Annotated in this window: 25 protein-coding genes; 19 read left to right on the top strand and 6 right to left on the bottom strand. The window is 65.5% G+C overall.

Features of this window, described 5'->3' with window-relative positions; genetic code table 11:
* Positions 1 to 15 precede the first annotated feature (15 nt).
* Entirely contained in the window at positions 16 to 441 is a 426-nt protein-coding gene (locus ACFULT_RS19745) for an RNA-binding S4 domain-containing protein (protein ID WP_094721498.1), read from the top strand.
* A gap of 6 nt (positions 442 to 447) precedes the next feature.
* On the opposite strand, the gene ACFULT_RS19740 is transcribed toward ACFULT_RS19745, so the two are convergent.
* Complete coding sequence (locus ACFULT_RS19740) at positions 448 to 1,461, bottom strand: LysR family transcriptional regulator (RefSeq protein WP_378482197.1); 1,014 nt, start codon at positions 1,459 to 1,461, stop codon at positions 448 to 450.
* Positions 1,462 to 1,539: 78 nt separating this feature from the next.
* Here ACFULT_RS19740 and ACFULT_RS19735 point away from each other — a divergent pair, with 78 nt between their 5' ends.
* Positions 1,540 to 1,950, top strand: coding sequence for a DUF5997 family protein (locus tag ACFULT_RS19735; protein ID WP_037109052.1), 411 nt, complete (start codon positions 1,540 to 1,542; stop codon positions 1,948 to 1,950).
* A 101-nt stretch (positions 1,951 to 2,051) separates the two neighbouring features.
* Here the strand turns inward: ACFULT_RS19735 and ACFULT_RS19730 are convergent, their stop codons facing one another.
* The 3 genes from ACFULT_RS19730 to ACFULT_RS19720 are packed head-to-tail and all read right to left on the bottom strand — an operon-like array spanning position 2,052 to position 3,240.
* Positions 2,052 to 2,435 carry a YchJ family protein gene (locus ACFULT_RS19730; protein WP_037109050.1) on the bottom strand — a complete coding sequence of 128 codons (384 nt, stop codon included), beginning with the start codon at positions 2,433 to 2,435 and terminating at the stop codon, positions 2,052 to 2,054.
* A complete protein-coding gene (locus tag ACFULT_RS19725; protein ID WP_020112006.1) occupies positions 2,432 to 2,593 on the bottom strand; it encodes a hypothetical protein in 162 nt (53 codons plus the stop codon). The genes ACFULT_RS19730 and ACFULT_RS19725 overlap by 4 nt, the downstream gene beginning before the upstream one ends.
* 17 nt (positions 2,594 to 2,610) lie before the next feature.
* Positions 2,611 to 3,240, bottom strand: a complete 630-nt coding sequence (locus ACFULT_RS19720; RefSeq protein WP_019665873.1) for a LysE family transporter — start codon at positions 3,238 to 3,240, stop codon at positions 2,611 to 2,613.
* A 52-nt stretch (positions 3,241 to 3,292) separates the two neighbouring features.
* Here ACFULT_RS19720 and ACFULT_RS19715 point away from each other — a divergent pair, with 52 nt between their 5' ends.
* The 11 genes from ACFULT_RS19715 to hisI all read left to right on the top strand — a co-directional run bounded on the left by ACFULT_RS19715 (position 3,293) and on the right by hisI (position 11,854).
* Positions 3,293 to 3,760 (top strand): SRPBCC family protein, encoded by a 468-nt coding sequence (locus ACFULT_RS19715; protein WP_033188583.1) that lies wholly within the window; start codon positions 3,293 to 3,295, stop codon positions 3,758 to 3,760.
* Positions 3,761 to 3,870: 110 nt separating this feature from the next.
* Positions 3,871 to 5,211: a histidinol dehydrogenase gene (gene hisD / locus ACFULT_RS19710; protein ID WP_033188584.1), complete on the top strand. Its 1,341-nt coding sequence runs from the start codon at positions 3,871 to 3,873 to the stop codon at positions 5,209 to 5,211.
* 26 nt (positions 5,212 to 5,237) lie between these two features.
* Positions 5,238 to 6,353, top strand: a complete 1,116-nt coding sequence (locus ACFULT_RS19705) for a histidinol-phosphate transaminase (RefSeq protein ID WP_371828855.1) — start codon at positions 5,238 to 5,240, stop codon at positions 6,351 to 6,353.
* Entirely contained in the window at positions 6,350 to 6,979 is a 630-nt protein-coding gene (gene hisB, locus ACFULT_RS19700; protein ID WP_378482196.1) for an imidazoleglycerol-phosphate dehydratase HisB, read from the top strand. Before ACFULT_RS19705 ends, hisB begins: the two co-directional genes overlap by 4 nt.
* Positions 6,980 to 7,028: 49 nt before the next feature.
* Positions 7,029 to 8,147 carry an MFS transporter gene (locus ACFULT_RS19695; RefSeq protein WP_378482271.1) on the top strand — a complete coding sequence of 373 codons (1,119 nt, stop codon included), beginning with the start codon at positions 7,029 to 7,031 and terminating at the stop codon, positions 8,145 to 8,147.
* Between the two features lie 9 nt (positions 8,148 to 8,156).
* Positions 8,157 to 8,786 carry an imidazole glycerol phosphate synthase subunit HisH gene (gene hisH / locus ACFULT_RS19690; RefSeq protein WP_019665867.1) on the top strand — a complete coding sequence of 210 codons (630 nt, stop codon included), beginning with the start codon at positions 8,157 to 8,159 and terminating at the stop codon, positions 8,784 to 8,786.
* Between the two features lie 11 nt (positions 8,787 to 8,797).
* Complete coding sequence (locus ACFULT_RS19685; protein WP_037107670.1) at positions 8,798 to 9,046, top strand: hypothetical protein; 249 nt, start codon at positions 8,798 to 8,800, stop codon at positions 9,044 to 9,046.
* A 32-nt stretch (positions 9,047 to 9,078) separates the two neighbouring features.
* The gene (gene priA / locus ACFULT_RS19680; RefSeq protein ID WP_026347902.1) at positions 9,079 to 9,813 is read left to right on the top strand and encodes a bifunctional 1-(5-phosphoribosyl)-5-((5-phosphoribosylamino)methylideneamino)imidazole-4-carboxamide isomerase/phosphoribosylanthranilate isomerase PriA; all 735 of its coding nucleotides are present in this window, start codon (positions 9,079 to 9,081) and stop codon (positions 9,811 to 9,813) included.
* Positions 9,814 to 9,840: 27 nt separating this feature from the next.
* Positions 9,841 to 10,671, top strand: coding sequence for an inositol monophosphatase family protein (locus ACFULT_RS19675; RefSeq protein ID WP_378482195.1), 831 nt, complete (start codon positions 9,841 to 9,843; stop codon positions 10,669 to 10,671).
* A complete protein-coding gene (gene hisF, locus ACFULT_RS19670) occupies positions 10,668 to 11,441 on the top strand; it encodes an imidazole glycerol phosphate synthase subunit HisF (protein ID WP_037107675.1) in 774 nt (257 codons plus the stop codon). The genes ACFULT_RS19675 and hisF overlap by 4 nt, the downstream gene beginning before the upstream one ends.
* A 74-nt stretch (positions 11,442 to 11,515) precedes the next feature.
* Positions 11,516 to 11,854, top strand: coding sequence for a phosphoribosyl-AMP cyclohydrolase (gene hisI / locus ACFULT_RS19665; protein ID WP_037107678.1), 339 nt, complete (start codon positions 11,516 to 11,518; stop codon positions 11,852 to 11,854).
* Positions 11,855 to 11,961: 107 nt separating this feature from the next.
* Here hisI and ACFULT_RS19660 read toward each other — a convergent pair whose 3' ends face one another.
* Both ACFULT_RS19660 and ACFULT_RS19655 read right to left on the bottom strand, forming a co-directional pair.
* Positions 11,962 to 12,459, bottom strand: a complete 498-nt coding sequence (locus ACFULT_RS19660) for a MarR family winged helix-turn-helix transcriptional regulator (RefSeq protein WP_037107681.1) — start codon at positions 12,457 to 12,459, stop codon at positions 11,962 to 11,964.
* Between the two features lie 93 nt (positions 12,460 to 12,552).
* Positions 12,553 to 13,017 carry a peroxiredoxin gene (locus ACFULT_RS19655; protein WP_037107683.1) on the bottom strand — a complete coding sequence of 155 codons (465 nt, stop codon included), beginning with the start codon at positions 13,015 to 13,017 and terminating at the stop codon, positions 12,553 to 12,555.
* Positions 13,018 to 13,096: 79 nt separating this feature from the next.
* Between ACFULT_RS19655 and ACFULT_RS19650 the strand changes: the two genes are divergently transcribed.
* The 6 genes from ACFULT_RS19650 to lgt all read left to right on the top strand — a co-directional run bounded on the left by ACFULT_RS19650 (position 13,097) and on the right by lgt (position 19,453).
* The gene (locus ACFULT_RS19650) at positions 13,097 to 14,683 is read left to right on the top strand and encodes an anthranilate synthase component I (protein ID WP_378482194.1); all 1,587 of its coding nucleotides are present in this window, start codon (positions 13,097 to 13,099) and stop codon (positions 14,681 to 14,683) included.
* Positions 14,680 to 15,378 (top strand): TIGR02234 family membrane protein, encoded by a 699-nt coding sequence (locus ACFULT_RS19645; RefSeq protein ID WP_378482193.1) that lies wholly within the window; start codon positions 14,680 to 14,682, stop codon positions 15,376 to 15,378. Before ACFULT_RS19650 ends, ACFULT_RS19645 begins: the two co-directional genes overlap by 4 nt.
* Before the next feature lie 78 nt (positions 15,379 to 15,456).
* Positions 15,457 to 16,266, top strand: a complete 810-nt coding sequence (gene trpC / locus ACFULT_RS19640; protein ID WP_037107691.1) for an indole-3-glycerol phosphate synthase TrpC — start codon at positions 15,457 to 15,459, stop codon at positions 16,264 to 16,266.
* Between the two features lie 72 nt (positions 16,267 to 16,338).
* Entirely contained in the window at positions 16,339 to 17,652 is a 1,314-nt protein-coding gene (gene trpB, locus ACFULT_RS19635; protein ID WP_037107692.1) for a tryptophan synthase subunit beta, read from the top strand.
* Positions 17,649 to 18,452: a tryptophan synthase subunit alpha gene (gene trpA, locus ACFULT_RS19630; protein WP_037107695.1), complete on the top strand. Its 804-nt coding sequence runs from the start codon at positions 17,649 to 17,651 to the stop codon at positions 18,450 to 18,452. The genes trpB and trpA overlap by 4 nt, the downstream gene beginning before the upstream one ends.
* Positions 18,452 to 19,453: a prolipoprotein diacylglyceryl transferase gene (gene lgt / locus ACFULT_RS19625; RefSeq protein ID WP_378482270.1), complete on the top strand. Its 1,002-nt coding sequence runs from the start codon at positions 18,452 to 18,454 to the stop codon at positions 19,451 to 19,453. Before trpA ends, lgt begins: the two co-directional genes overlap by 1 nt.

Below are 19,453 nucleotides of genomic sequence, written 5' to 3'. Positions count from 1 at the left end.
GTAGATTCGAATCCGATGTCAGAGATACAGAGCGTCCGCCTCGACAGCTGGATCTGGGCGGTCCGGTTGTTCAAGACCCGGTCGGCAGCGGCCGCCGCGTGCCGTGCGGGTCATGTTCGAGTGAACGGGACTCCGGCGAAACCCGGTCTGCGTATCGGCGTCGACGACGAGGTCAGACTACGGGTGGACGGTCTGGAGAAGATCGTGGTGGTGACCCGCCTGATCGCCAAACGCGTCGGAGCGCCGGTGGCCGCGGAATGCATGCTCGACCGCAGTCCGCCCCCGCCGCCGAAGGAAATTCTGGCCTCACAACCTCGACGTGACCGAGGCGCCGGACGGCCGACCAAGCGGGACCGCCGCGACCTGGACAAGCTGCGCGACCTGGACAAGCTGCGCGGCCTGGATCGTGTGAGGGACCTCGAGCGCCACCACGGAGGCTGACCGCGTTCAGCGCTTCGGACGCTTGCGCGGCCCCGCTTTGCGCGGTGCTTTCCCGCTCTGCGCTTTCCCGCTCTGCGTCCTGCCGCTCGGCGCTGCGGGCTTCTTGATCTGATTCGGCTTTCGGGTCTGGTCCGCTGTTTTGCCTCGTGAACTGCGCGTCGACCTGCCGCGGACGATGCCGAAGAATTCCTCGACGTTCTCGGTGTTCTTCTCGCTCGGCCAGGCGAGCGCGACCGTGGATCCGGCCACCCCGTCCACCGGCCGATACACGAGATCCTTGCGAGAATGCAGTCGCGCGATGGACTGAGGGACGATGGCGAGCCCCAGACCCGCAGCGACGTATTCGACGAGTTCCGAATTGGACGAGATGTCCGGGACCGGGAGGGCCGTGCCGTCGGCGATCTCGGTGGCGACGGCTGCCCACTCCGGCATGTCCTCGGGCGACTGCAGGAGGTGCTCGTCGGCCAGATCGGTCACCGCGATCCGGTCGAACGCGGCCACCGCGTGATCCTTGGGGACGACGACCACAGGGACTTCCTCGTACAGTGCAACGACACTCAGCCCGTCACGATCGACCGGCAGGCGAACGAAGCCGGCGTCGACGGCGCCGCTGCGAAGCAAGTCGAGTTGGGTGTCGACGGTGGTAGGGACGAGTTCTAGTGCAATGTCTTCGAATCGCTCGGCCCAGATCCGGCTCCACTTCGTCGGGGTCACGCCTTCGGTGAACCCGACAGTGAGGGTGGCGGCTTCGGCGGCTGTGCGCGCGGCCTCGGCACGGAGTCGTACCTCGTCCTCGGCGACGCGCGCACGGGCGGTGACGAGAAACTCCCGGCCCTCGGCGGACAGCTGGGTCGGGCTCACGCCAGGACTGAACAGTGGACACCCCAGTTCGGCTTCCATGTCGATGACAGCCGCGCTGAGTTTCGTCCTGGCGATGTTCAGCTTCTTCGCGGCGCGTGCGAAGTGCAGTTCCTCGGCCACGGCGATGTACCAGCGGAGCATCTGCACGTCGAAATTCACATGGTCAACACTATGCGAGAACCGGCGGGTGTCCGGACGGTGGCATCGGGCGCTGCGTGGGGAAGATAGGCTGTGCGGGTGAGCCCGGAGAAGAATCAGCAGAACATGAAGCCCCTGACCGCGGCGAACAAGCTCGGCATCTACCTTCCTGCTACTCCGCAGGAGTTCCAGGCGACTCCCGTGAGCCGCTCCGAGCTCGACGCGCTGAGGCAGAATCCGCCGCAGTGGTTGGCGGACCTTCAGCAGCACGGCCCGTTCCCGAAGGACGTCATCGCGCGCAAGCTCGGGATCTCCATCGCAGGACTGGGAAGATCCGGCGTGACCGAGGCGCTGACGTCGGAACAGATCGAGACGTTGCTCGCCGACAAGCCGGACTGGCTCGTGAAGGAACAGCGGCTGCAGAAGGAAGTGCGCGCCGAGGCCGAACGCGTCAAGGCGAAGGAAGAAGCCCGCCGCGCGGCCTCCAATCGGCCGCAGAAGCTCCGCTGACCAGAGGTACAGAAGCTTCGCTGACCAGAGGCACAGAAGCTCCGCTGACCAGAGGCACAGAAGCTCCGCTGACCGAAGTTGCAGAAGCTTCGCTGAACTGATTACGGGCTGAGGACACCGTCGAGATAGAGCCAGTGTCCGTGTTCGCGAACGAATCGGCTGCGCTCGTGCAGAACGCCGTTTCCGTCGGGATGGCGGTAGAAGGCACTGAACGCCACGACCCCATCGGAGTCGAGTAACCCACCGGAGCTGGTGTCGTCGATGTCCAGCCGGTACCAACGTTGCTCGTCGTCCAGGGTGAGCTCGGCGGGCCTGGTCGTCGGGTGCCACGTTCGGAGCAGGTACTCGGGGTCGCGGACGGCGAATGCGGTGTACCGCGACCGCATCAGTCGTTCGGCGGTGGGTGCGTGTGTGATTCCTGCGAGAAACGGCCCGCAGCAGGCGTCGAACAGGTCGCCGCTGAGGCAGGTGCAGGTGGTGCTCACTCGCCGACCACGGCGACGTCGTAGGTGCCCAGTTCGTGTTCGTCGCGGTGACCTTCGTCTCGAATCCAGGTGTTGGCTTCGAGGAGCGTGTCGAAGGTCCCGAGCGCCGTGACGGTGTCGCCGTCGGGTGATTTCATGAGCACTTGGTACTTCCTCATGGTGCTGACTCCTGCCTTCAGATCGGGTTGGCTCTGCGGATGGTCGCCAGGAACGTGGCTGCGACGAAGAACAGGCCGGCGAACGTCCTGTTCATGGCGACCTGCTGACGGTGCGAGCGCATCAGCTTCAGCACTCGCGACGCGAGTGAGGTGTAGCCGGTCATCACGAGCATGTCCACGGCAACCATCGTGGCAGCGATGATCATGTACTGCGGCAGAAGTGGATGTGCCGGGTCGAGGAATTGTGGGAGAACGGCCAGCATGAACACCACTGCCTTGGGGTTCGAGGCGTTGACGAGGAAGCCTCGTCCGAGCATGGCGACGCCCCGGTCGGCGACGCCGGGGGCGTTGTCGATGTCGGTCGGACCCGCCCGCCATTGCCTGATTCCGAGGTAGACGAGATAGGCGACGCCGAACCACTTGATCGCCGAGAACGCCACCGCCGACCCCGCGAGGACGGCGCCGAGGCCGACCGCGACGATTCCGATCTGCAGCAGCAACCCGATCTGCAGACCGACGATGTTCCAGTAACCGCGTCCCAGTCCGTAGCGGAGGCCGGTGGACATCGAGGCGATGGCGCCCGCGCCGGGCGAGAGGCTGATCACTACTGCCGCGCCGAGGAACGCCAACCAGACGTGCATGCTCATGGGACTATTGAACATCAGGAGTGGTTGCGGCGATCGTGGGTACTGAACCGGTATGGCTTCCATCGAAACGATCGATCAAGGTGACCGCGTCGTGGCTCGTCGCACCGTCGTGAATGCGCCTTCGTCCGAGTTGTTCGCTCTCGTCGCGGATCCGCATCGGCACGGCGAATTGGACGGGTCCGGCACCGTGAAGGACACGGTCCGCGGGCCGAGCCGTCTGACGCCCGGAGCGAAGTTCTCCGTCGGCATGAAGCAGTTCGGAGTTCCGTATCGGATCACCAGCACGGTCACGGATTTTCGCGATGACGCGGACGTCAAGGTCATCGAGTGGCAGCATCCGATGGGGCACACGTGGCGTTGGCAGTTCGAGGAGACCGAGCCGGGTCGTTCCGCTGTGACCGAGTCCTTCGACTACAGCACGGCGAAGGCTCCGAAGCTGCTCGAGGTGTTCAAGATGCCGCAGAAGAATGCGAAAGGCATCAGTTCGACGCTTGCACAGCTTGCCCGCAAGTACGCCTGACTCGAGCACCTCGTCACCGTCTGCAGGACGTGCGGGGATAACCGATTGGCACCGGCACTATCCTTGAGGATCGACAACCGTCACTTCTCGTCGTTTCGCAAGGAGTCCTTATGCCTGCCCGCATCGAGCTCGCCCGCGTGGATCTACGCGGCCGAACTCCATCCACCGCCGAACTACGCGGCGCGCTTCCACGAGGTGGAGTGGATGTCGATGCGGTGTTGCATCAGGTTCGTCCCGTCGTCGAGGCGGTGCGGGAGCGCGGCGTCGAGGCGGCGCTCGAGTACTCCGAACAGTTCGACGGTGTTCGTCCGGAGCGTGTGCGCGTTCCCGCCGCGGCTCTGGAGAAGGCACTGGCCGAACTCGACCCTGCGGTTCGTGCGGCGCTGGAAGTGGCCATCGAGCGCACTCGAATCGTGCACGCGGACCAGCGTCGCACCGACACGGCCACCGAGGTGGTTCCGGGCGGAACGGTCACCGAACGGTGGGTTCCGGTCGAGCGCGTCGGTCTGTACGTGCCCGGCGGAAACGCGGTGTACCCCTCGTCGGTGGTGATGAACGTCGTTCCGGCTCAGACCGCAGGTGTCGGTTCGCTGGTGGTCGCGTCCCCACCGCAGAAAGAGTTCGGTGGGTTGCCACACCCCACGATCCTCGCTGCCGCGCAACTGCTCGGTGTCGAAGAGGTGTGGGCCGTGGGCGGCGGCCAGGGAATCGCCTTGCTCACGTACGGCGGCACGGACGTGGACGGCACCGAACTGGAACCGGTCGACCTGATCACCGGTCCCGGCAACATCTACGTCACGGCAGCCAAGCGCCTGTGCCGTTCTCTGATCGGCATCGATTCCGAGGCAGGTCCCACGGAGATCGCCGTGCTGGCCGATTCCACTGCCGATCCGGTGCACGTCGCGGCGGACATGATCAGCCAGGCCGAGCACGACGTGATGGCGGCCAGCGTGCTGGTGACCACCAGCACCGAACTCGCGGATGCGGTGGATCGTGCGCTCGACGCCCAGCTGGAGTTCACCACGCACGCAGAGCGCGTCGCGACGGCGCTGTCCGGTAAGCAATCCGGCATCGTGCTCGTCGACGACATCGATCAGGGATTGGCCGTGGTGAACACGTACGCAGCCGAGCACCTCGAGATCCAAACAGAGGACAGCCGGGCTGTGGCTGCTCGTGTGCGCAGCGCAGGCGCAGTGTTCGTCGGTGCCTGGTCGCCGGTCAGTCTCGGTGACTACTGCGCCGGGTCCAATCACGTTCTGCCCACCGCGGGTTGCGCGCGTCACTCGTCGGGTTTGAGCGTGCAGACGTTCCTGCGCGGAATTCACGTCGTGGACTACTCGGAGGCGGCGTTGAAGGATGTTGCAGGCCACGTGATCGCCCTCGCGAACGCCGAGGATCTTCCGGCACACGGCGAGGCGGTCCGGTTGCGATTCGAAGGGTTGTCGAAGTGAGCGGCGTCGTCGGATCGAGCGTCTCGATGGACGAGTTGCCGTTGCGGGAGAGTCTGCGAGGCAAGACGGCATACGGAGCGCCGCAACTGTCGGTTCCGGTGCAGCTCAACACGAACGAGAATCCGCATCCTCCGACGCAGGCGCTCGTCGACGACGTGGCGGAGTCCGTCCGGGTTGCCGCTGCCGAACTGCATCGGTATCCCGATCGCGATGCCGTCGAACTCCGTACGGCGTTGGCGAACTACCTGACCGGTCAGACCGGCTTCGACGTCGATGTCAGCAACGTCTGGGCCGCCAACGGGTCCAACGAGATTCTGCAGCAGCTTCTTCAGGCGTTCGGCGGACCCGGCCGGACATCGCTGGGCTTCGTGCCGTCGTACTCCATGCATCCGATCATCTCGTCCGGGACACAGACGGAATGGCTCGAGATGCACAGGAGCGAGGACTTCTCGCTCGACATCGATCGTGCCGTCGACGCCATCGCCCAGCGCGACCCGGACGTCGTGTTCGTGACCAGCCCCAACAACCCGACCGGGCACAGTATCGCTTCCGGGGACCTGCGTCGGATTCTCGACGCGGCACGCGGAATCGTGATTCTCGACGAGGCGTACGCGGAGTTTTCCGCACAGCCCAGCGGAATCGGTCTGATCGACGAGTATCCGTCCAAACTCGTCGTGAGCCGCACGATGAGCAAGGCTTTCGCATTCGCCGGTGGGCGGCTCGGTTACCTCGTCGCCGCGCCCGCCATCGTCGACGCGATGTTCCTGGTGCGCTTGCCGTATCACTTGTCGGTCGTCACGCAGGCCGCCGCGCTGGCCGCGCTGCGCCATGCGCCGGAAACCCTCGCGAGCGTGGCACAGTTGTCCGCGGAGCGGGATCGGGTGATGGCACGGCTGACCGAGCTCGGATTCGACGTCGTTCCCAGCGACGCTAACTTCGTTCTGTTCGGCCGGTTCTCCGACGCGGGCACGGCGTGGAAGCGGTACCTCGACGACGGAGTGTTGATTCGCGACGTCGGCATCGCCGGGTACCTGCGCACCACGATCGGCCTCGATGCCGAGAACGATCGATTCCTCGACGTCAGCGCGGCACTCGCGCACGAACAACTGGACAACACCGACCGAGCAGAGGCACACCGATGACTGCAGCAGAGCGAGCACCGAGGATCGCGCGCATCGAGCGCGCGACGAAGGAATCGGACATCACCGTCGAGCTCGACCTCGACGGCACGGGCATCGTGGACATCTCCACCGGTGTGCCGTTCTTCGACCACATGTTGACCGCACTCGGTACGCACGGCCGATTCGATCTGACGGTGCACGCCAAGGGAGACGTGGAGATCGATGCTCACCACACCGTCGAGGACACCGCGATCGTGTTGGGGCAGGCGCTCGGTCAGGCTCTGGGGGACAAGTCCGGCATCACTCGCTTCGGTGACGCCTTCATTCCGATGGACGAAACTCAGGTCCACGCGTCGGTCGACGTGTCCGGCAGGCCCTACTGCGTGCACACCGGAGAGCCGGACTACATGGTGCATTCGGTCATCGGTGGGTATCCGGGCGTGCCGTATCACGCGGTCATCAACCGTCACGTGTTCGAGTCTCTGGCGATGAACGCGAGAATTGCTCTGCACGTGCGGGTTCTGTACGGACGCGATCAGCATCACATCACCGAGGCCGAGTTCAAGGCCGTTGCCCGGGCACTTCGGCAGGCGGTCGAGTACGACCCGCGGGTCACCGGAATTCCGTCCACCAAGGGCAGTCTGTGACGCCGGCTTGACTTCTCGGCTCCTGAAGATCGAGGGGCTGCCCGCGGCGATGGTCATGGGGGCGGCCGCGTTCGGTGGCTGGGGACTGCTCCTGCCCGTCGTTCCGTTGGCAGTGTCGGTCGGAGGCGGATCCACGGCCGTGGCCGGGGCGACCACAGCCTTGTTCATGACAACGACGGTTCTCACCCAACTTTTCGTTCCCAGGCTGCTCGTTCGCTTCGGTCACCGGCCGGTGCTCGCGGCGGGATGCGTCCTCCTCGGAGTGCCTGCGCTCGTCCTCGTGGCGTCGGCTGCCGTGGTGCCCGCGCTGGCTGTATCCGCTGTGCGCGGAGTGGGTTTCGGGCTGTTGACCGTCGCCGGTGCGGCGTTGGTGGCGGAGTTGGCCCCGCCCGCCCTGCTGGGGCGCGCCACCGGAGCGCAGGGCATCGCGGTGGCGCTGTCGCAGATGGTGACGTTGCCGCTCGGCCTCGTGCTGTTCTCCGTGTCCCCGACGGCAGTGTTCGTCGTCGGGGCGCTGGTCTCGGTGAGCGGGCTGTTCGCGATCGTTTTTCTGCCGGCGGTGCGGCCGATGGCTCCGCCGCGTCGGGACAAGTCCGACGGACGATCGTCGGCACGCGCGCTGGTGATTCCGTGTCTTGCCGTCGCGGCGGCATCTGCGTCGTTCGGTGGGTTGTCCAGTCTGCTGCCGATCGCCGAGCCCGGCCGGGAGTCGATGATCGGTGTCTCCCTCGCCGTGATCAGCGGTTCGATGCTGATCGGACGCTACGGCGCGGGCGCAGTGGCGGATCGTCTCGGCATCGGGCGCTCTCTCGCACCAGCGCTGCTGCTGGTGTTCGGTGGGGGAACGTTGTTCGCTGTCGCTGTCGCCGTCGCACAACGCAACCCCGCGGCTGTCTTCATCGCCGCGGCCGTACTGTTCGGCCTCGGCTACGGAGCGACGCAGAACGACAGCCTGGTGATGACGTTCCGTGCAGCCGGCCCGGAGAGATTCAGTCAGGCCAGTGCCGCATGGAACATCGGGTTCGACGCGGGGACCGGGGCAGGCGCGATGGCCCTCGGGGTGATCGTCGGGACGGTCGGTTACGCCACAGGATTCGCGACGGCGGCGTCAGTGGCGCTCGCGATGGCCGCGGTGGTCGCGATCTACTCGTGGCGGAGGCCTGGATAGACTGGCGGCATGAAGTCTGTCGCGCTGCTCGATTACGGCTCGGGCAATCTGCATTCCGCGAAACGGGCCCTCGACCGGGTGGGCGCAGACGTCACCGTCACCGCCGATCCCAAGATCGCGCTCGCGGCCGACGGGTTGGTGGTGCCCGGCGTCGGCGCGTTCGCTGCGTGCATGGAGGGCCTCCTGGGAGTCAAAGGTGACCGGATCATCGGTCAACGTCTCGCCGGTGGTCGACCCGTCCTCGGCATCTGCGTCGGAATGCAGATCATGTTCGACCGTGGCGTTGAATTCGGAACGTCGGCCGCTGGTTGCGGTGAGTGGCCGGGGACCGTCGAACGACTGCAGGCGGACGTGCTGCCGCACATGGGCTGGAACACCGTCCGAGCACCGGAGAAGAGCGTTCTGTTCGACGGTATCGACGCCGACACGCGGTTCTACTTCGTGCACTCCTACGCAACCCAGAAGTGGGAGATGGACGTCGGCGACACTATTGCCGCACCTCTGCTGACGTGGGCCGATCACGGCGGTGATTTCCTCGCCGCCGTCGAGAACGGTCCGTTGTCCGCTACGCAGTTCCACCCGGAGAAGTCCGGTGACGCGGGGGCTGCGCTGCTGAAGAACTGGATCGACTCGCTGTGAGCACGGCCTAGGTGAGCGACCGGGAGTTCTCGTTCGGGCGCCTGGCCGTCGCCTCCCTCGGGAGCGCGACGCTGGTTCTCGTCGTCACCACCGCGATCGTCGCCGTCGTGCGACCGGGGCCAGGAGTCGGGCTCGCGATCGTTGCCGTCGGAATCGCTGCGGCGATCACCGCGATGGGTGTGGTGTCGACACGCATTACTCGCCGCGGTCTGGGAGCAGAGGGTTCGGCCGAGGACGGCAGCGGAGACCCTGAGCGCTGACGGCGTCGTCGATGGCAGTAGCATAATCGCACGTGAGCCTGGTCTTATTGCCTGCTGTCGATGTCGCAGGCGGCGAAGCTGTCCGTCTCGTTCAGGGAGAGGCGGGAAGCGAAACCAAGTACGGATCGCCTCGTGACGCCGCCCTCGCATGGCAGAACGACGGTGCTGAATGGGTCCATCTCGTGGACCTCGACGCCGCGTTCGGTCGTGGATCCAACCGTGAATTGCTGGCCGAGGTCGTCGGCGAACTCGACGTGAAGGTGGAACTGTCCGGCGGAATCCGCGACGACGAGTCCCTTCGCGCAGCGCTGGCAACTGGCTGTGCGCGTGTGAATCTGGGAACCGCTGCGTTGGAGGACCCGGAGTGGTGCTCGCGTGCGATCGGCGAGTTCGGTGACAGGGTCGCCGTCGGACTGGACGTGCTGATCGTCGAGGGGCAGAACCGTCTGCGTGGCCGCGGGTGGGTCAGCGACGGCGGTGATCTGTGGGAGGTTCTCGAGCGGCTCGAGCGCGACGGATGCTCCCGGTACGTCGTCACCGACGTGACGAAGGACGGCACACTCACCGGACCGAATCTCGATCTGCTTCGCCAGATGTGCGAGAAGACCGACAAGCCGGTCATCGCATCCGGAGGCGTCTCCACGATCGAGGACCTCCGCGCAATCGCATCGCTGGTACCCGAGGGAGTCGAAGGTTCGATCGTCGGTAAAGCGCTGTACGCGGGCCGATTCACATTGCCCGACGCCCTCGCGGCCGTGTCCCGCTAGTACCGGAAGACGAGAGACATTTCATCGATGAGCCTGCCCGAGGACCCGCAACGGTTGCTGGAGATCGCCGGTCGATTGCTCGACGGTACCCACGACCGCTTCGTCGCGGGCGTCGGTGCTCCGAGCGCGGTGCAGAAGGGGCCGGACGACTTCGCGACCGCGGTGGATCTCGAACTGGAGAAGCGGTTGTCCGCAGAACTGTTCGAGCACACCGGAATTGCGGTTCACGGTGAGGAGTTCGGCGGGCCGGATCTGAGTACGGGCACGGTGTGGGTCCTCGATCCCATCGACGGGACGTTCAACTACTCGGCCGGATTGCCCTCGGCCGGAACGTTGTTGGCGTTGCTGCACGACGGCGTGCCGGTGCTCGGGTTGACCTGGCTCCCGCTCGTCGGGCATCGGTTCACAGCGGCAGCCGGTGGGCAGGTGCACCTGAACGGTGAGGCATTGCCGAGACTGGACAGTCGCGCACTGTCGGATTCGATGATCGGGTTCGGTGCGTTCAACATCGCCAGCCGAGGCCGCACGCCAGGCCTGTACCGGGTGCGAATCCTCGAAGAGCTGTCGAAGGTGTCCTCGCGCTTGCGCATGCACGGTGCCACCGGCGTCGACCTCGCCTACACGGCGAGCGGAGTGCTCGGCGGATGCGTCGTGTTCGGCCACCGTGCGTGGGACAACGCGGCGGGCGCGCTGCTGGTCCAGGCAGCAGGCGGTGTGGTCACCGACCTGGCGGGTGAGCCGTGGACCGTCGATTCGACGTCGGTGCTCGCCGCCTCTCCCGGAGCACACGACGAACTGCTGAAGGTCATCACCGACCTCGGCGATCCCGCCGATTTCCTGGAAGGACGAGTGCGATGAGCGTCGCAGTACGAGTCATCCCGTGCCTCGATGTCGACGCAGGCCGCGTCGTGAAAGGCGTGAACTTCGAGAACCTGCGCGACGCAGGCGATCCCGTGGAACTCGCGGCGGCCTACGACGCCCAAGGTGCCGACGAGTTGACGTTCCTGGACGTCACCGCGTCCACATCGGACCGCGCAACGATGCTCGACGTCGTCAGCCGAACCGCGGAGCAGGTGTTCATTCCGCTGACCGTCGGCGGGGGAGTGCGCACCGTCGCGGACGTCGACAGGCTGCTGCGTGCAGGCGCGGACAAGGTGAGCGTGAACACTGCCGCCATCGCGCGCCCGGAGCTTCTCCGTGAACTGAGCGAACGGTTCGGATCGCAGTGCATCGTGCTGTCGGTGGACGCGAGGACCGTGCCGACCGGCGGGCAGAACACACCGTCGGGGTGGGAAGTGACGACGCACGGTGGAAAGCGCGGCACAGGCATCGACGCTGTCGAGTGGGCAGTTCGCGGTGCCGAGCTGGGTGTCGGCGAAATTCTGCTGAACTCGATGGACGCGGACGGAACCAAGGCAGGCTTCGATCTGCCGATGATCGCAGCGGTTCGTGCAGCTGTGCACGTGCCCGTGATCGCCAGCGGCGGAGCAGGACTGGTCGAGCACTTTCCCCCCGCGGTCGAGGCAGGCGCGGACGCAGTCCTCGCGGCCAGTGTCTTCCACTTCGGTGATCTCACGATCTCCCAGGTCAAGGACGCAATGCGCAGCGACGGCATCGTCGTCAGGTGACACACCCTTCGGTCGTGCCGCGGGTGTCGCTGCCGATTCGAGACCTATAACGTTCGAAAGGTATAACGGTTGTCATGAGTCTCGATCCCGCCATCGCGGCACGCCTCAAGCGCAACGAGGCGGGTCTCGTCAGCGCCGTAGCTCAGGAGAAGTCATCCGGTGACGTTCTGATGGTCGCCTGGATGGACGACGAAGCCCTGGCTCGGACGCTGGAAACGCGCAAGGGAACCTACTACTCGCGCTCGCGGCAGGAGTACTGGGTGAAGGGCGAGACGTCCGGCCACACGCAGTACGTCCACGAAGTTCGACTCGACTGTGACGGAGACACGATCCTCCTCGTCGTCGATCAAGAAGGCGGAGCCTGTCACACCGGCGACCACACCTGCTTCGATGCCGATGTGCTGTTGAGCTAGAGCTCTCAGGCTTTGCCTGTGCCTTCGGCTCCCCTCATCAGGCTTTGCCTGTGCCTTCGGCAATTCCCCTCATCAGGCTTTGCCTGTGCCTTCGGCAATTCCCCTCATCAGGCTTTGCCTGTGCCTTCGGCAATTCCTTTGTCGAGTTGGGTGACGATGGTGGCACTGAGACGGCCGAGCGCCGCGACCTGGTCGTCGTCGAGTCCTTCGAACAGCAGGGCTTGGACGGTGGCGACATGGCCCGGTGCCGATTCGACGACTTTGTCCATTCCCGCGTCCGTGAGGACTGCGTAGCTGCCTCGTGAGCCCTCGATGCTCTCGCGACGTACCCAGCCGATCTTCTCGAGCTTGGTCACCACGTGGGACAGTCTCGACAGAGACGCGTTGGCGAACTTGGCGAGGTCGCGCAGCTGGATTCTCCGGTTCGGGTCCTCGGACAGCACGGACAGCACGAAGTAGTCGAAGTGTGTCAGCGAGGAGTCACGCTGGAGCTGGGTGTCCAGAGCAGCCGGGAGCCGGGTGATGATTGCGACCACGGAGCGCCAGGCCTCTTGTTGGCTGTCGGTGAGCCAGCGTGGTTCGGAGTGGTCTACCGACTCGGCCATCGCGGGGCAACCCTTCTTTCGAGCGAACAGTTGGTTGTAGTCAACACAGTGTTTCACTCGATTGAAGGTTCACGTTATCGCCCCGTGCGGAAGCTATGCCTTCGAGCGGTTTCGCACGAACTCCAGCGCGTGGTCGGCGTGTGCCTCGAACCTGAATTCACTGGTGAAGACATCGAGTACGGTCCGGTCCGTGTCGATGACGAACGTGGCCCGCTTGACCGGGGACAGCTTGCCGAGCAGACCGCGTCGCACCCCGAACTGCGTGGCGACGGCGCCGGACTCGTCCGACAGCAACGGATAGTCGAAGGACTTCACGTCGGCGAACTCGGCCTGCTTGGCAATTGCATCGGTGCTGATTCCCACGCGAGTAGCACCCGCCTCGGCGAACTCGGCCGCGAGGTCGCGGAAGTGGCAGGCTTCGACGGTGCAGCCCGGCGTGAGGGCGCCGGGGTAGAAGAACAGCACCACGGGCCCGTTCTGCAGCAGCGTGTCGAGCGATTGCGGGGTTCCGCTCTGGTCCGGCAACGTGAAGTTCTCTACACGATCTCCTGGTTTCATTCCTGCGACGCTACCGCTCGGTAAGTTCGAAGACCACCGCGCACCGCACCGTCCATCGGGCACCTGGGAGGATGGACGCATGCATGGCGAGACCACCACCCTGCCCGGCGTCCACTCCGATCCGGACGCGGAATCGACAACCAGTCGCGAGGTCTTTCGGGCGCTCGCAGCCGAGCACCGAGTGGTGCCGGTGGTGCGCAAGGTTCTCGCGGACTCGGAGACCCCACTGTCCGCCTACCGCAAGCTCGGTGGCGACCGGCCGGGCACGTTTCTGTTCGAGTCCGCCGAGAACGGCCGGTCCTGGTCACGGTGGTCGTTCATCGGTGCTGGAACACCGGCAGCGTTGACGACGGCCGACGGTGAAGCGGTGTGGCGCGGCAACGTCCCCGCGGGTGTTCCGACCGGTGGCAACCCGCTGGACGTTCTGGGACGGACGCTCGAACTGCTGCGCTCGGAACGGCTTCCCGATCTGCCGCCATTGACGGGCGGCATGGTCGGCTACATGGGGTACGACGCTGTTCGGCGTATCGAAAAGTTGCCGGAGCACGCCCAGGACGATCTGCAGGTGCCGGAGATGGTGATGCTGCTGGCAACCGATCTCGCGGCCGTCGATCACCACGAAGGCGCGATCACTCTCATCGCCAACGCGGTGAACTGGGACGGCACGGACGATCGCGTCGACGAAGCGTACGACGACGCGGTCAGCAGACTGGACCGGATGTGCGCGGATCTCGCGGCGCCCGCACCCTCGACCGTGTCGACGGTGAGCCGACCCAAGCCGGACTACCGTCGTCAGCGCACGTCCGAAGGATTCGGACGGGACGTCGACCGGCTCGTGAAGGAAATCGAGGCGGGCGAAGCCTTCCAGGTGGTGCTGTCGCAGCGATTCGAGATGGACACCGACGCCACTCCGCTCGACGTGTATCGGATGCTGCGAGCGTCGAATCCCAGCCCGTACATGTACCTGCTGCACGTGCCGGGAGAGGACGGCGAGACCGCGTTCTCGATCGTCGGATCCAGCCCCGAAGCTCTCGTGACCGTCGTCGACGGTGTCGCCACGACTCACCCGATCGCCGGTACGAGGTGGCGAGGAGAGTCCGAGGAGGAGGACATACTCCTCGAGAAGGACCTCCTGGCGGACGAGAAGGAGAACGCCGAGCATCTGATGCTGGTCGACCTCGGTCGAAACGACTTGGGTCGCGTGTGCACGCCGGGAACCGTGCGAGTGCACGACTATCGCCACATCGAGCGATACAGCCACGTCATGCATCTGGTATCCGTCGTCTCGGGACATCTGGCCGAAGGCAAACAGGCACTCGACGCAGTCAAGGCGTGCTTCCCGGCAGGAACGCTGTCCGGTGCGCCGAAGGTACGCGCCATGGAGTTGATCGACGAACTCGAACCGACGCGGCGAGGTGTGTACGGCGGGATCGTCGGATACTTGGACTTCTCCGGTGACGCCGACACTGCGATCGCCATTCGCACCGCCCTGATGAAGGACGGCACGGCCTATGTACAGGCAGGAGCGGGTGTGGTCGCGGACTCGGTCGCAGAGTACGAGGACACCGAAGCACGGAACAAGGCGATGGCGGTTCTGGGCGCCGTTGCCGCGGCTGAATCCCTCCGAGCCGTGGGCAGCGATGTGGTGGGCGGGAACGAGAAGTGACGGCCGCTGCGGCGTCGGGCACCGATCGGCCCGCGAAATCGAGAGCCGCGGCGATCCCCGTCGTCGCGATGCTGATCGGGGCGCTGTGCCTGTGGGGGAGTTCCCGGATGACGTGGGTTCACGTGATCTCGTCCGACGGGCTCGGGGAGGACCGGGCGACGGATCTTCTCGGAAGCACGTGGGCAGCGGCATCGACTCCGTTGGCTCTGGCGTTGGTGGCTGCGGTTGCCGCGTCGTTCGCGGTGCGCGGGTGGGCTTCTCGGGTTCTCGCGGTTCTCGTGGGGCTCGTGGCGGTCGGGGCAGGGGTTCCCGCAGTGCAAGCTCTGGTCTCGGACGTATCGGAGGCGAGGGCTGCGGATCTGGCCGAACTCCCTGGGCGTGCGGACGTGGTCGGCGCGGAGGCGTTCACGTTGCCCGCGGTCGTCGCACTGGTGGGCGCACTGTGCGCAGCGCTCGCCGCGGTCATGCTGCTTAGGAAACCGACCGCACGGAAGGTACTGTCTTCGAAATACGACGCACCCGCTGCGCGTCGTGAGGAAGTGGCACGACGAGCATCAGCGGCAGCATCGTCGGCCACGGACCGGGCCGCTTCGAACGACGAGGGGGAGGACTTGACGGAACGAATGCTGTGGGACGCACTCGACGCCGGTGAGGACCCCACCGACCCGTCGGGCACCCGGAGAAAAGAAGACTGAAGCTGCCGACTACGCTAGGGCAGGCCTGAAATGAGTTTTCTCACATCAGGTCATCGATGGGAAAGGACTCGGGTCACCATGACTGTTCTCGATTCGATTCTGGACGGTGTGCGAGCCGATGTCGCTGCCCGGGAGTCGGTAGTCGACTTCGCGACGGTGAAGGCGGCAGCGGCGAAAGCATCCGCACCGCTGAACGCGACGGCAGCGCTGCACGAGGACGGAATCGGTGTCATCGCCGAGGTCAAGCGGGCAAGTCCGTCGAAGGGCGCGCTTGCCGAGATCGGTGATCCCGCCACACTCGCCCAGGCCTACGAGCAGGGTGGAGCACGCATCATCAGCGTGCTCACGGAGGAACGACGGTTCCACGGTTCGCTCGCGGACTTGGACGCAGTACGCAAGGCCGTGAGTATCCCGGTGTTGCGCAAGGACTTCATCGTCGGTCCGTACCAGATTCACGAGGCGCGGGCGCACGGTGCCGACGTGATTCTGCTGATCGTCGCGGCGCTGGAGCAGGACGCCCTCGTGTCGTTGCTCGATCGCACGGAGTCGCTCGGAATGACCGCGCTCGTCGAGGTTCACACCGAAGCCGAAGCCGACAGAGCGCTCGAGGCGGGTGCCCGCGTGATCGGGATCAACGCCCGCAACTTGAAGACGCTGGAAATCGACCGTGACAGCTTCGGTCGCATCGCTCCTGGGCTGCCCAGTGAGGTAATCCGTGTCGCGGAGTCCGGAGTGCGTGGAACTGCTGACCTTCTGGCCTATGCAGGCGCAGGAGCGGACGCCGTTCTGGTCGGAGAAGGTCTGGTCACCAGCGGCGATCCCCGTACGGCCGTGTCGGATCTCGTCACCGCGGGCACACACCCGTCCTGCCCTCGCCCCGCTCGCTGACAGGCCCGTCCGGCTTCCGATCGATCCTGCCCCGATGGTCGCTGCTGTCGACCGCTGGGGCAGACTGTTCGGGTGAGCAGCGCGCAGACGAACCCCGGTTTCAAGGGCGGCGATCTACCTCAGAGCAGTCTGGGGCTGACCGACCGTAGCCAACACGATCCCGACGTAGGTGGGCACTTCGGCGTCTATGGTGGCCGGTTCGTGCCCGAGGCGCTCATGGGTGTCATCGAAGAGGTCACGGCCGAGTACGACAAGGTTCGCTCGGACAACGAGTTTCTCGGCGAGCTCGATCGACTCCAGCGTGATTACACGGGGCGTCCGTCACCTGTCTTCGAGGCGACCCGTCTGTCCGAGCACGCAGGCGGCGCACGCATCCTCCTCAAGCGAGAGGACCTCAACCACACCGGATCTCACAAGATCAACAATGTGCTCGGTCAGGTTCTCCTGGCCAAGCGCATGGGCAAGACGCGTGTCATCGCGGAAACCGGTGCGGGACAACACGGTGTCGCAACGGCAACCGCGTGCGCTCTGCTCGGTCTCGAATGCGTCGTGTACATGGGCGAGGTCGACACCGAGCGTCAGGCGCTGAACGTCGCCCGCATGCGGTTGCTCGGATCCTCGGTCGTCGCGGTCAAGTCAGGGTCTCGCACGCTGAAGGACGCGATCAACGAGGCGCTGCGGGACTGGGTTGCCCACGCGGACAACACGTACTACTGCTTCGGCACCGTCGCCGGACCGCATCCCTTCCCAGCGATGGTGCGCGACTTCCAGCGCATCATCGGACTCGAAGCGCGGCAGCAGGTTCAAGCGTCCACCGGGCGGCTGCCCGACGCCATCGCGGCCTGCGTCGGTGGCGGATCGAACGCCATCGGCATCTTCCATGCCTTTATCGACGATCCGTCGGTGCGGCTGATCGGATTCGAAGCGGCGGGCGACGGTGTGGAGACGGGCAGGCACGCCGCAACGATCAGTGGTGGTTCGCCCGGCACGTTGCACGGCACCTACTCGTACCTGTTGCAGGACGAGGACGGCCAGACCATCGAGTCGCACTCCATCTCGGCCGGGCTGGACTATCCGGGTGTCGGTCCGGAGCATTCGTACCTCAACGACATCGGCCGTGCCGAGTACCGCGGCATCACCGATACCGAGGCGATGAATGCGTTCCGGCTCCTGAGTCGTACCGAAGGAATCATCCCTGCCATCGAGTCCGCGCACGCGGTGGCCGGAGCGTTGAAGCTGGGCAAGGAACTCGGCGAGGGCGCCATCGTCCTGGTCAACCTGTCCGGTCGCGGCGACAAGGATGTCGACACCGCGGCGGAGTGGTTCGGCCTCGTCGACGGTGACGGGGATGCAGAAGTAGACGGCGAGAAGGGCGAGAAAGCATGACCGAACGACGTTCGAGGCTTGCGGACACGTTTGCGCAGTGCCGATCGGAGAATCGCGCTGCCCTCGTCGGGTATCTGCCTGCAGGATTCCCGACGGTTCCCGAGTCGATCGCGGTCTTCGAGACGATGGTCTCGGCCGGCTGTGACATCGTCGAGGTCGGAATCCCGTACTCGGATCCGGTGATGGACGGACCGACGATCCAGGCCGCAGCCGACACGGCGCTGCGTGCGGGTGCACGGGTGCGCGACGTGTTCACCGTCGTGGAGAAGGTGTCCGCCGCAGGCGGCAAGGCCGTTGTCATGACCTACTGGAACCTGGTGATGCGCTACGGGATCGACGCTTTCGCTCGTGATCTCGCCGCTGCAGGTGGACTGGGCATCATCACACCCGATTTGATTCCCGACGAGGCCGAGGAGTGGATCGAGGCGTCGGACAAATACGATCTCGACCGCATCTTCCTCGTCGCGCCGTCGTCCACGGAGGAGCGCATCGCCAGCACCGTCGCGGCAAGTCGCGGCTTCGTCTACGCGGCGTCGACGATGGGTGTCACCGGCGCGCGTGACGCCGTGTCCTCGGCGGCGCCCGAGTTGACGGCTCGTATTCGTAAGCACTCGGACATTCCTGTGGGTGTGGGCCTCGGAGTCCGGTCGGGTGCGCAGGCTGCGGAGATCGCGCAGTTCGCGGACGCGGTCATCGTCGGATCCGCGCTCGTCAGTGCCGTGGACCGCGGTGTGGACGCGGTTGCCGAGCTCACGTCGGAACTCGCTGAGGGCGTCCGATCCGCTAACGTGGCGTCGTGATGTCCGGCAGCTACGCGTCGTCTGCAGTACTCGCGTACATTCCGAGCCCTCCCCAGGGCGTCTGGTACGTCGGGCCTCTTGCTCTGCGTGCTTACGCACTGTTCATCATCGTCGGGATCGTCGTCGCCATCGTGTGGGGCGATCGCCGGTGGGTCGCTCGCGGAGGCACGAAGGGCACGGTTCTCGACGTCGCCGTGTGGGCAGTGCCGTTCGGTCTGCTGGGCGGGCGGCTCTATCACGTGGCGACCGACTGGAGCACATATTTCGGGCCCGGTGGCGATCCGGTGCGCGCGCTGAAGGTGTGGGAGGGCGGCCTGGGAATCTGGGGGGCGGTACTCCTCGGCGGCGTCGGAGCATGGATCGCGTGCAGGCGACGAGGAATTCCGCTGCCCGCGTTCGGTGACGCCGTGGGTCCCCCGATTCTGTTGGCTCAGGCCATCGGTCGTATCGGAAACTATTTCAACCAGGAACTGTACGGCCGCGACACCACGGTGCCGTGGGGACTCGAGATCTACGAGCGCGTGAACGACTCGGGGCGGATCGATCAGCTGACCGGAGTCTCGACGGGCGTCGTGGAGAAGATCGTCCATCCCACGTTCCTGTACGAGCTTCTGTGGAGCCTCGCCGTCGTGGCCCTGCTGGTCGTCGCGGACCGCAGGTTCTCGATCGGCCACGGTCGACTTTTCGCCCTCTACGTTGCGGGGTACTGCGCAGGCCGGTTCTGGGTCGAGCTCATGCGCGACGACTACGCAACCCACATCGCGGGCATCCGGATCAACAGCTTCACGTCGGCCATCGTGTTCGTGCTCGCTGTGCTGTATTTCGTCCTCGCGACCAAGGGCCGAGAAGATCCGGCATCGCTTCGATCCGTCGGAAACGATCGTCCGGACGGCAACGATCCAGTGGACGACGAGCGCTCCGGCGACCATGCTGCCGCCGCCGAATCCGACGACAGTGCATCGTCGGGGACCGATGCACAGTCCACCTCGAACAAGGAGTGA

The organism is Rhodococcus sp. NPDC057297 (assembly GCF_042667435.1).
Classification (GTDB): domain Bacteria; phylum Actinomycetota; class Actinomycetes; order Mycobacteriales; family Mycobacteriaceae; genus Rhodococcoides.
The sequence above is the reverse complement of the archived record's forward strand: the minus strand, read 5'-3'. Positions and strand labels throughout refer to the sequence as shown.

Coding starts and splice junctions, on each gene's coding strand:
- ACFULT_RS19745 (WP_094721498.1), top strand. CDS start 16: ATGTCAGAGATACAGAGCGTCCGCCTCGACAGCTGGATCTGGGCGGTC.
- ACFULT_RS19725 (WP_020112006.1), bottom strand. CDS start 2,593: ATGAGGAAGTACCAAGTGCTCATGAAATCACCCGACGGCGACACCGTC.
- ACFULT_RS19720 (WP_019665873.1), bottom strand. CDS start 3,240: ATGAGCATGCACGTCTGGTTGGCGTTCCTCGGCGCGGCAGTAGTGATC.
- ACFULT_RS19715 (WP_033188583.1), top strand. CDS start 3,293: ATGGCTTCCATCGAAACGATCGATCAAGGTGACCGCGTCGTGGCTCGT.
- hisD (WP_033188584.1), top strand. CDS start 3,871: ATGCCTGCCCGCATCGAGCTCGCCCGCGTGGATCTACGCGGCCGAACT.
- ACFULT_RS19705 (WP_371828855.1), top strand. CDS start 5,238: ATGGACGAGTTGCCGTTGCGGGAGAGTCTGCGAGGCAAGACGGCATAC.
- hisB (WP_378482196.1), top strand. CDS start 6,350: ATGACTGCAGCAGAGCGAGCACCGAGGATCGCGCGCATCGAGCGCGCG.
- ACFULT_RS19695 (WP_378482271.1), top strand. CDS start 7,029: ATGGTCATGGGGGCGGCCGCGTTCGGTGGCTGGGGACTGCTCCTGCCC.
- hisH (WP_019665867.1), top strand. CDS start 8,157: ATGAAGTCTGTCGCGCTGCTCGATTACGGCTCGGGCAATCTGCATTCC.
- ACFULT_RS19675 (WP_378482195.1), top strand. CDS start 9,841: ATGAGCCTGCCCGAGGACCCGCAACGGTTGCTGGAGATCGCCGGTCGA.
- hisF (WP_037107675.1), top strand. CDS start 10,668: ATGAGCGTCGCAGTACGAGTCATCCCGTGCCTCGATGTCGACGCAGGC.
- hisI (WP_037107678.1), top strand. CDS start 11,516: ATGAGTCTCGATCCCGCCATCGCGGCACGCCTCAAGCGCAACGAGGCG.
- ACFULT_RS19660 (WP_037107681.1), bottom strand. CDS start 12,459: ATGGCCGAGTCGGTAGACCACTCCGAACCACGCTGGCTCACCGACAGC.
- ACFULT_RS19655 (WP_037107683.1), bottom strand. CDS start 13,017: ATGAAACCAGGAGATCGTGTAGAGAACTTCACGTTGCCGGACCAGAGC.
- ACFULT_RS19650 (WP_378482194.1), top strand. CDS start 13,097: ATGCATGGCGAGACCACCACCCTGCCCGGCGTCCACTCCGATCCGGAC.
- trpC (WP_037107691.1), top strand. CDS start 15,457: ATGACTGTTCTCGATTCGATTCTGGACGGTGTGCGAGCCGATGTCGCT.
- trpA (WP_037107695.1), top strand. CDS start 17,649: ATGACCGAACGACGTTCGAGGCTTGCGGACACGTTTGCGCAGTGCCGA.
- lgt (WP_378482270.1), top strand. CDS start 18,452: ATGTCCGGCAGCTACGCGTCGTCTGCAGTACTCGCGTACATTCCGAGC.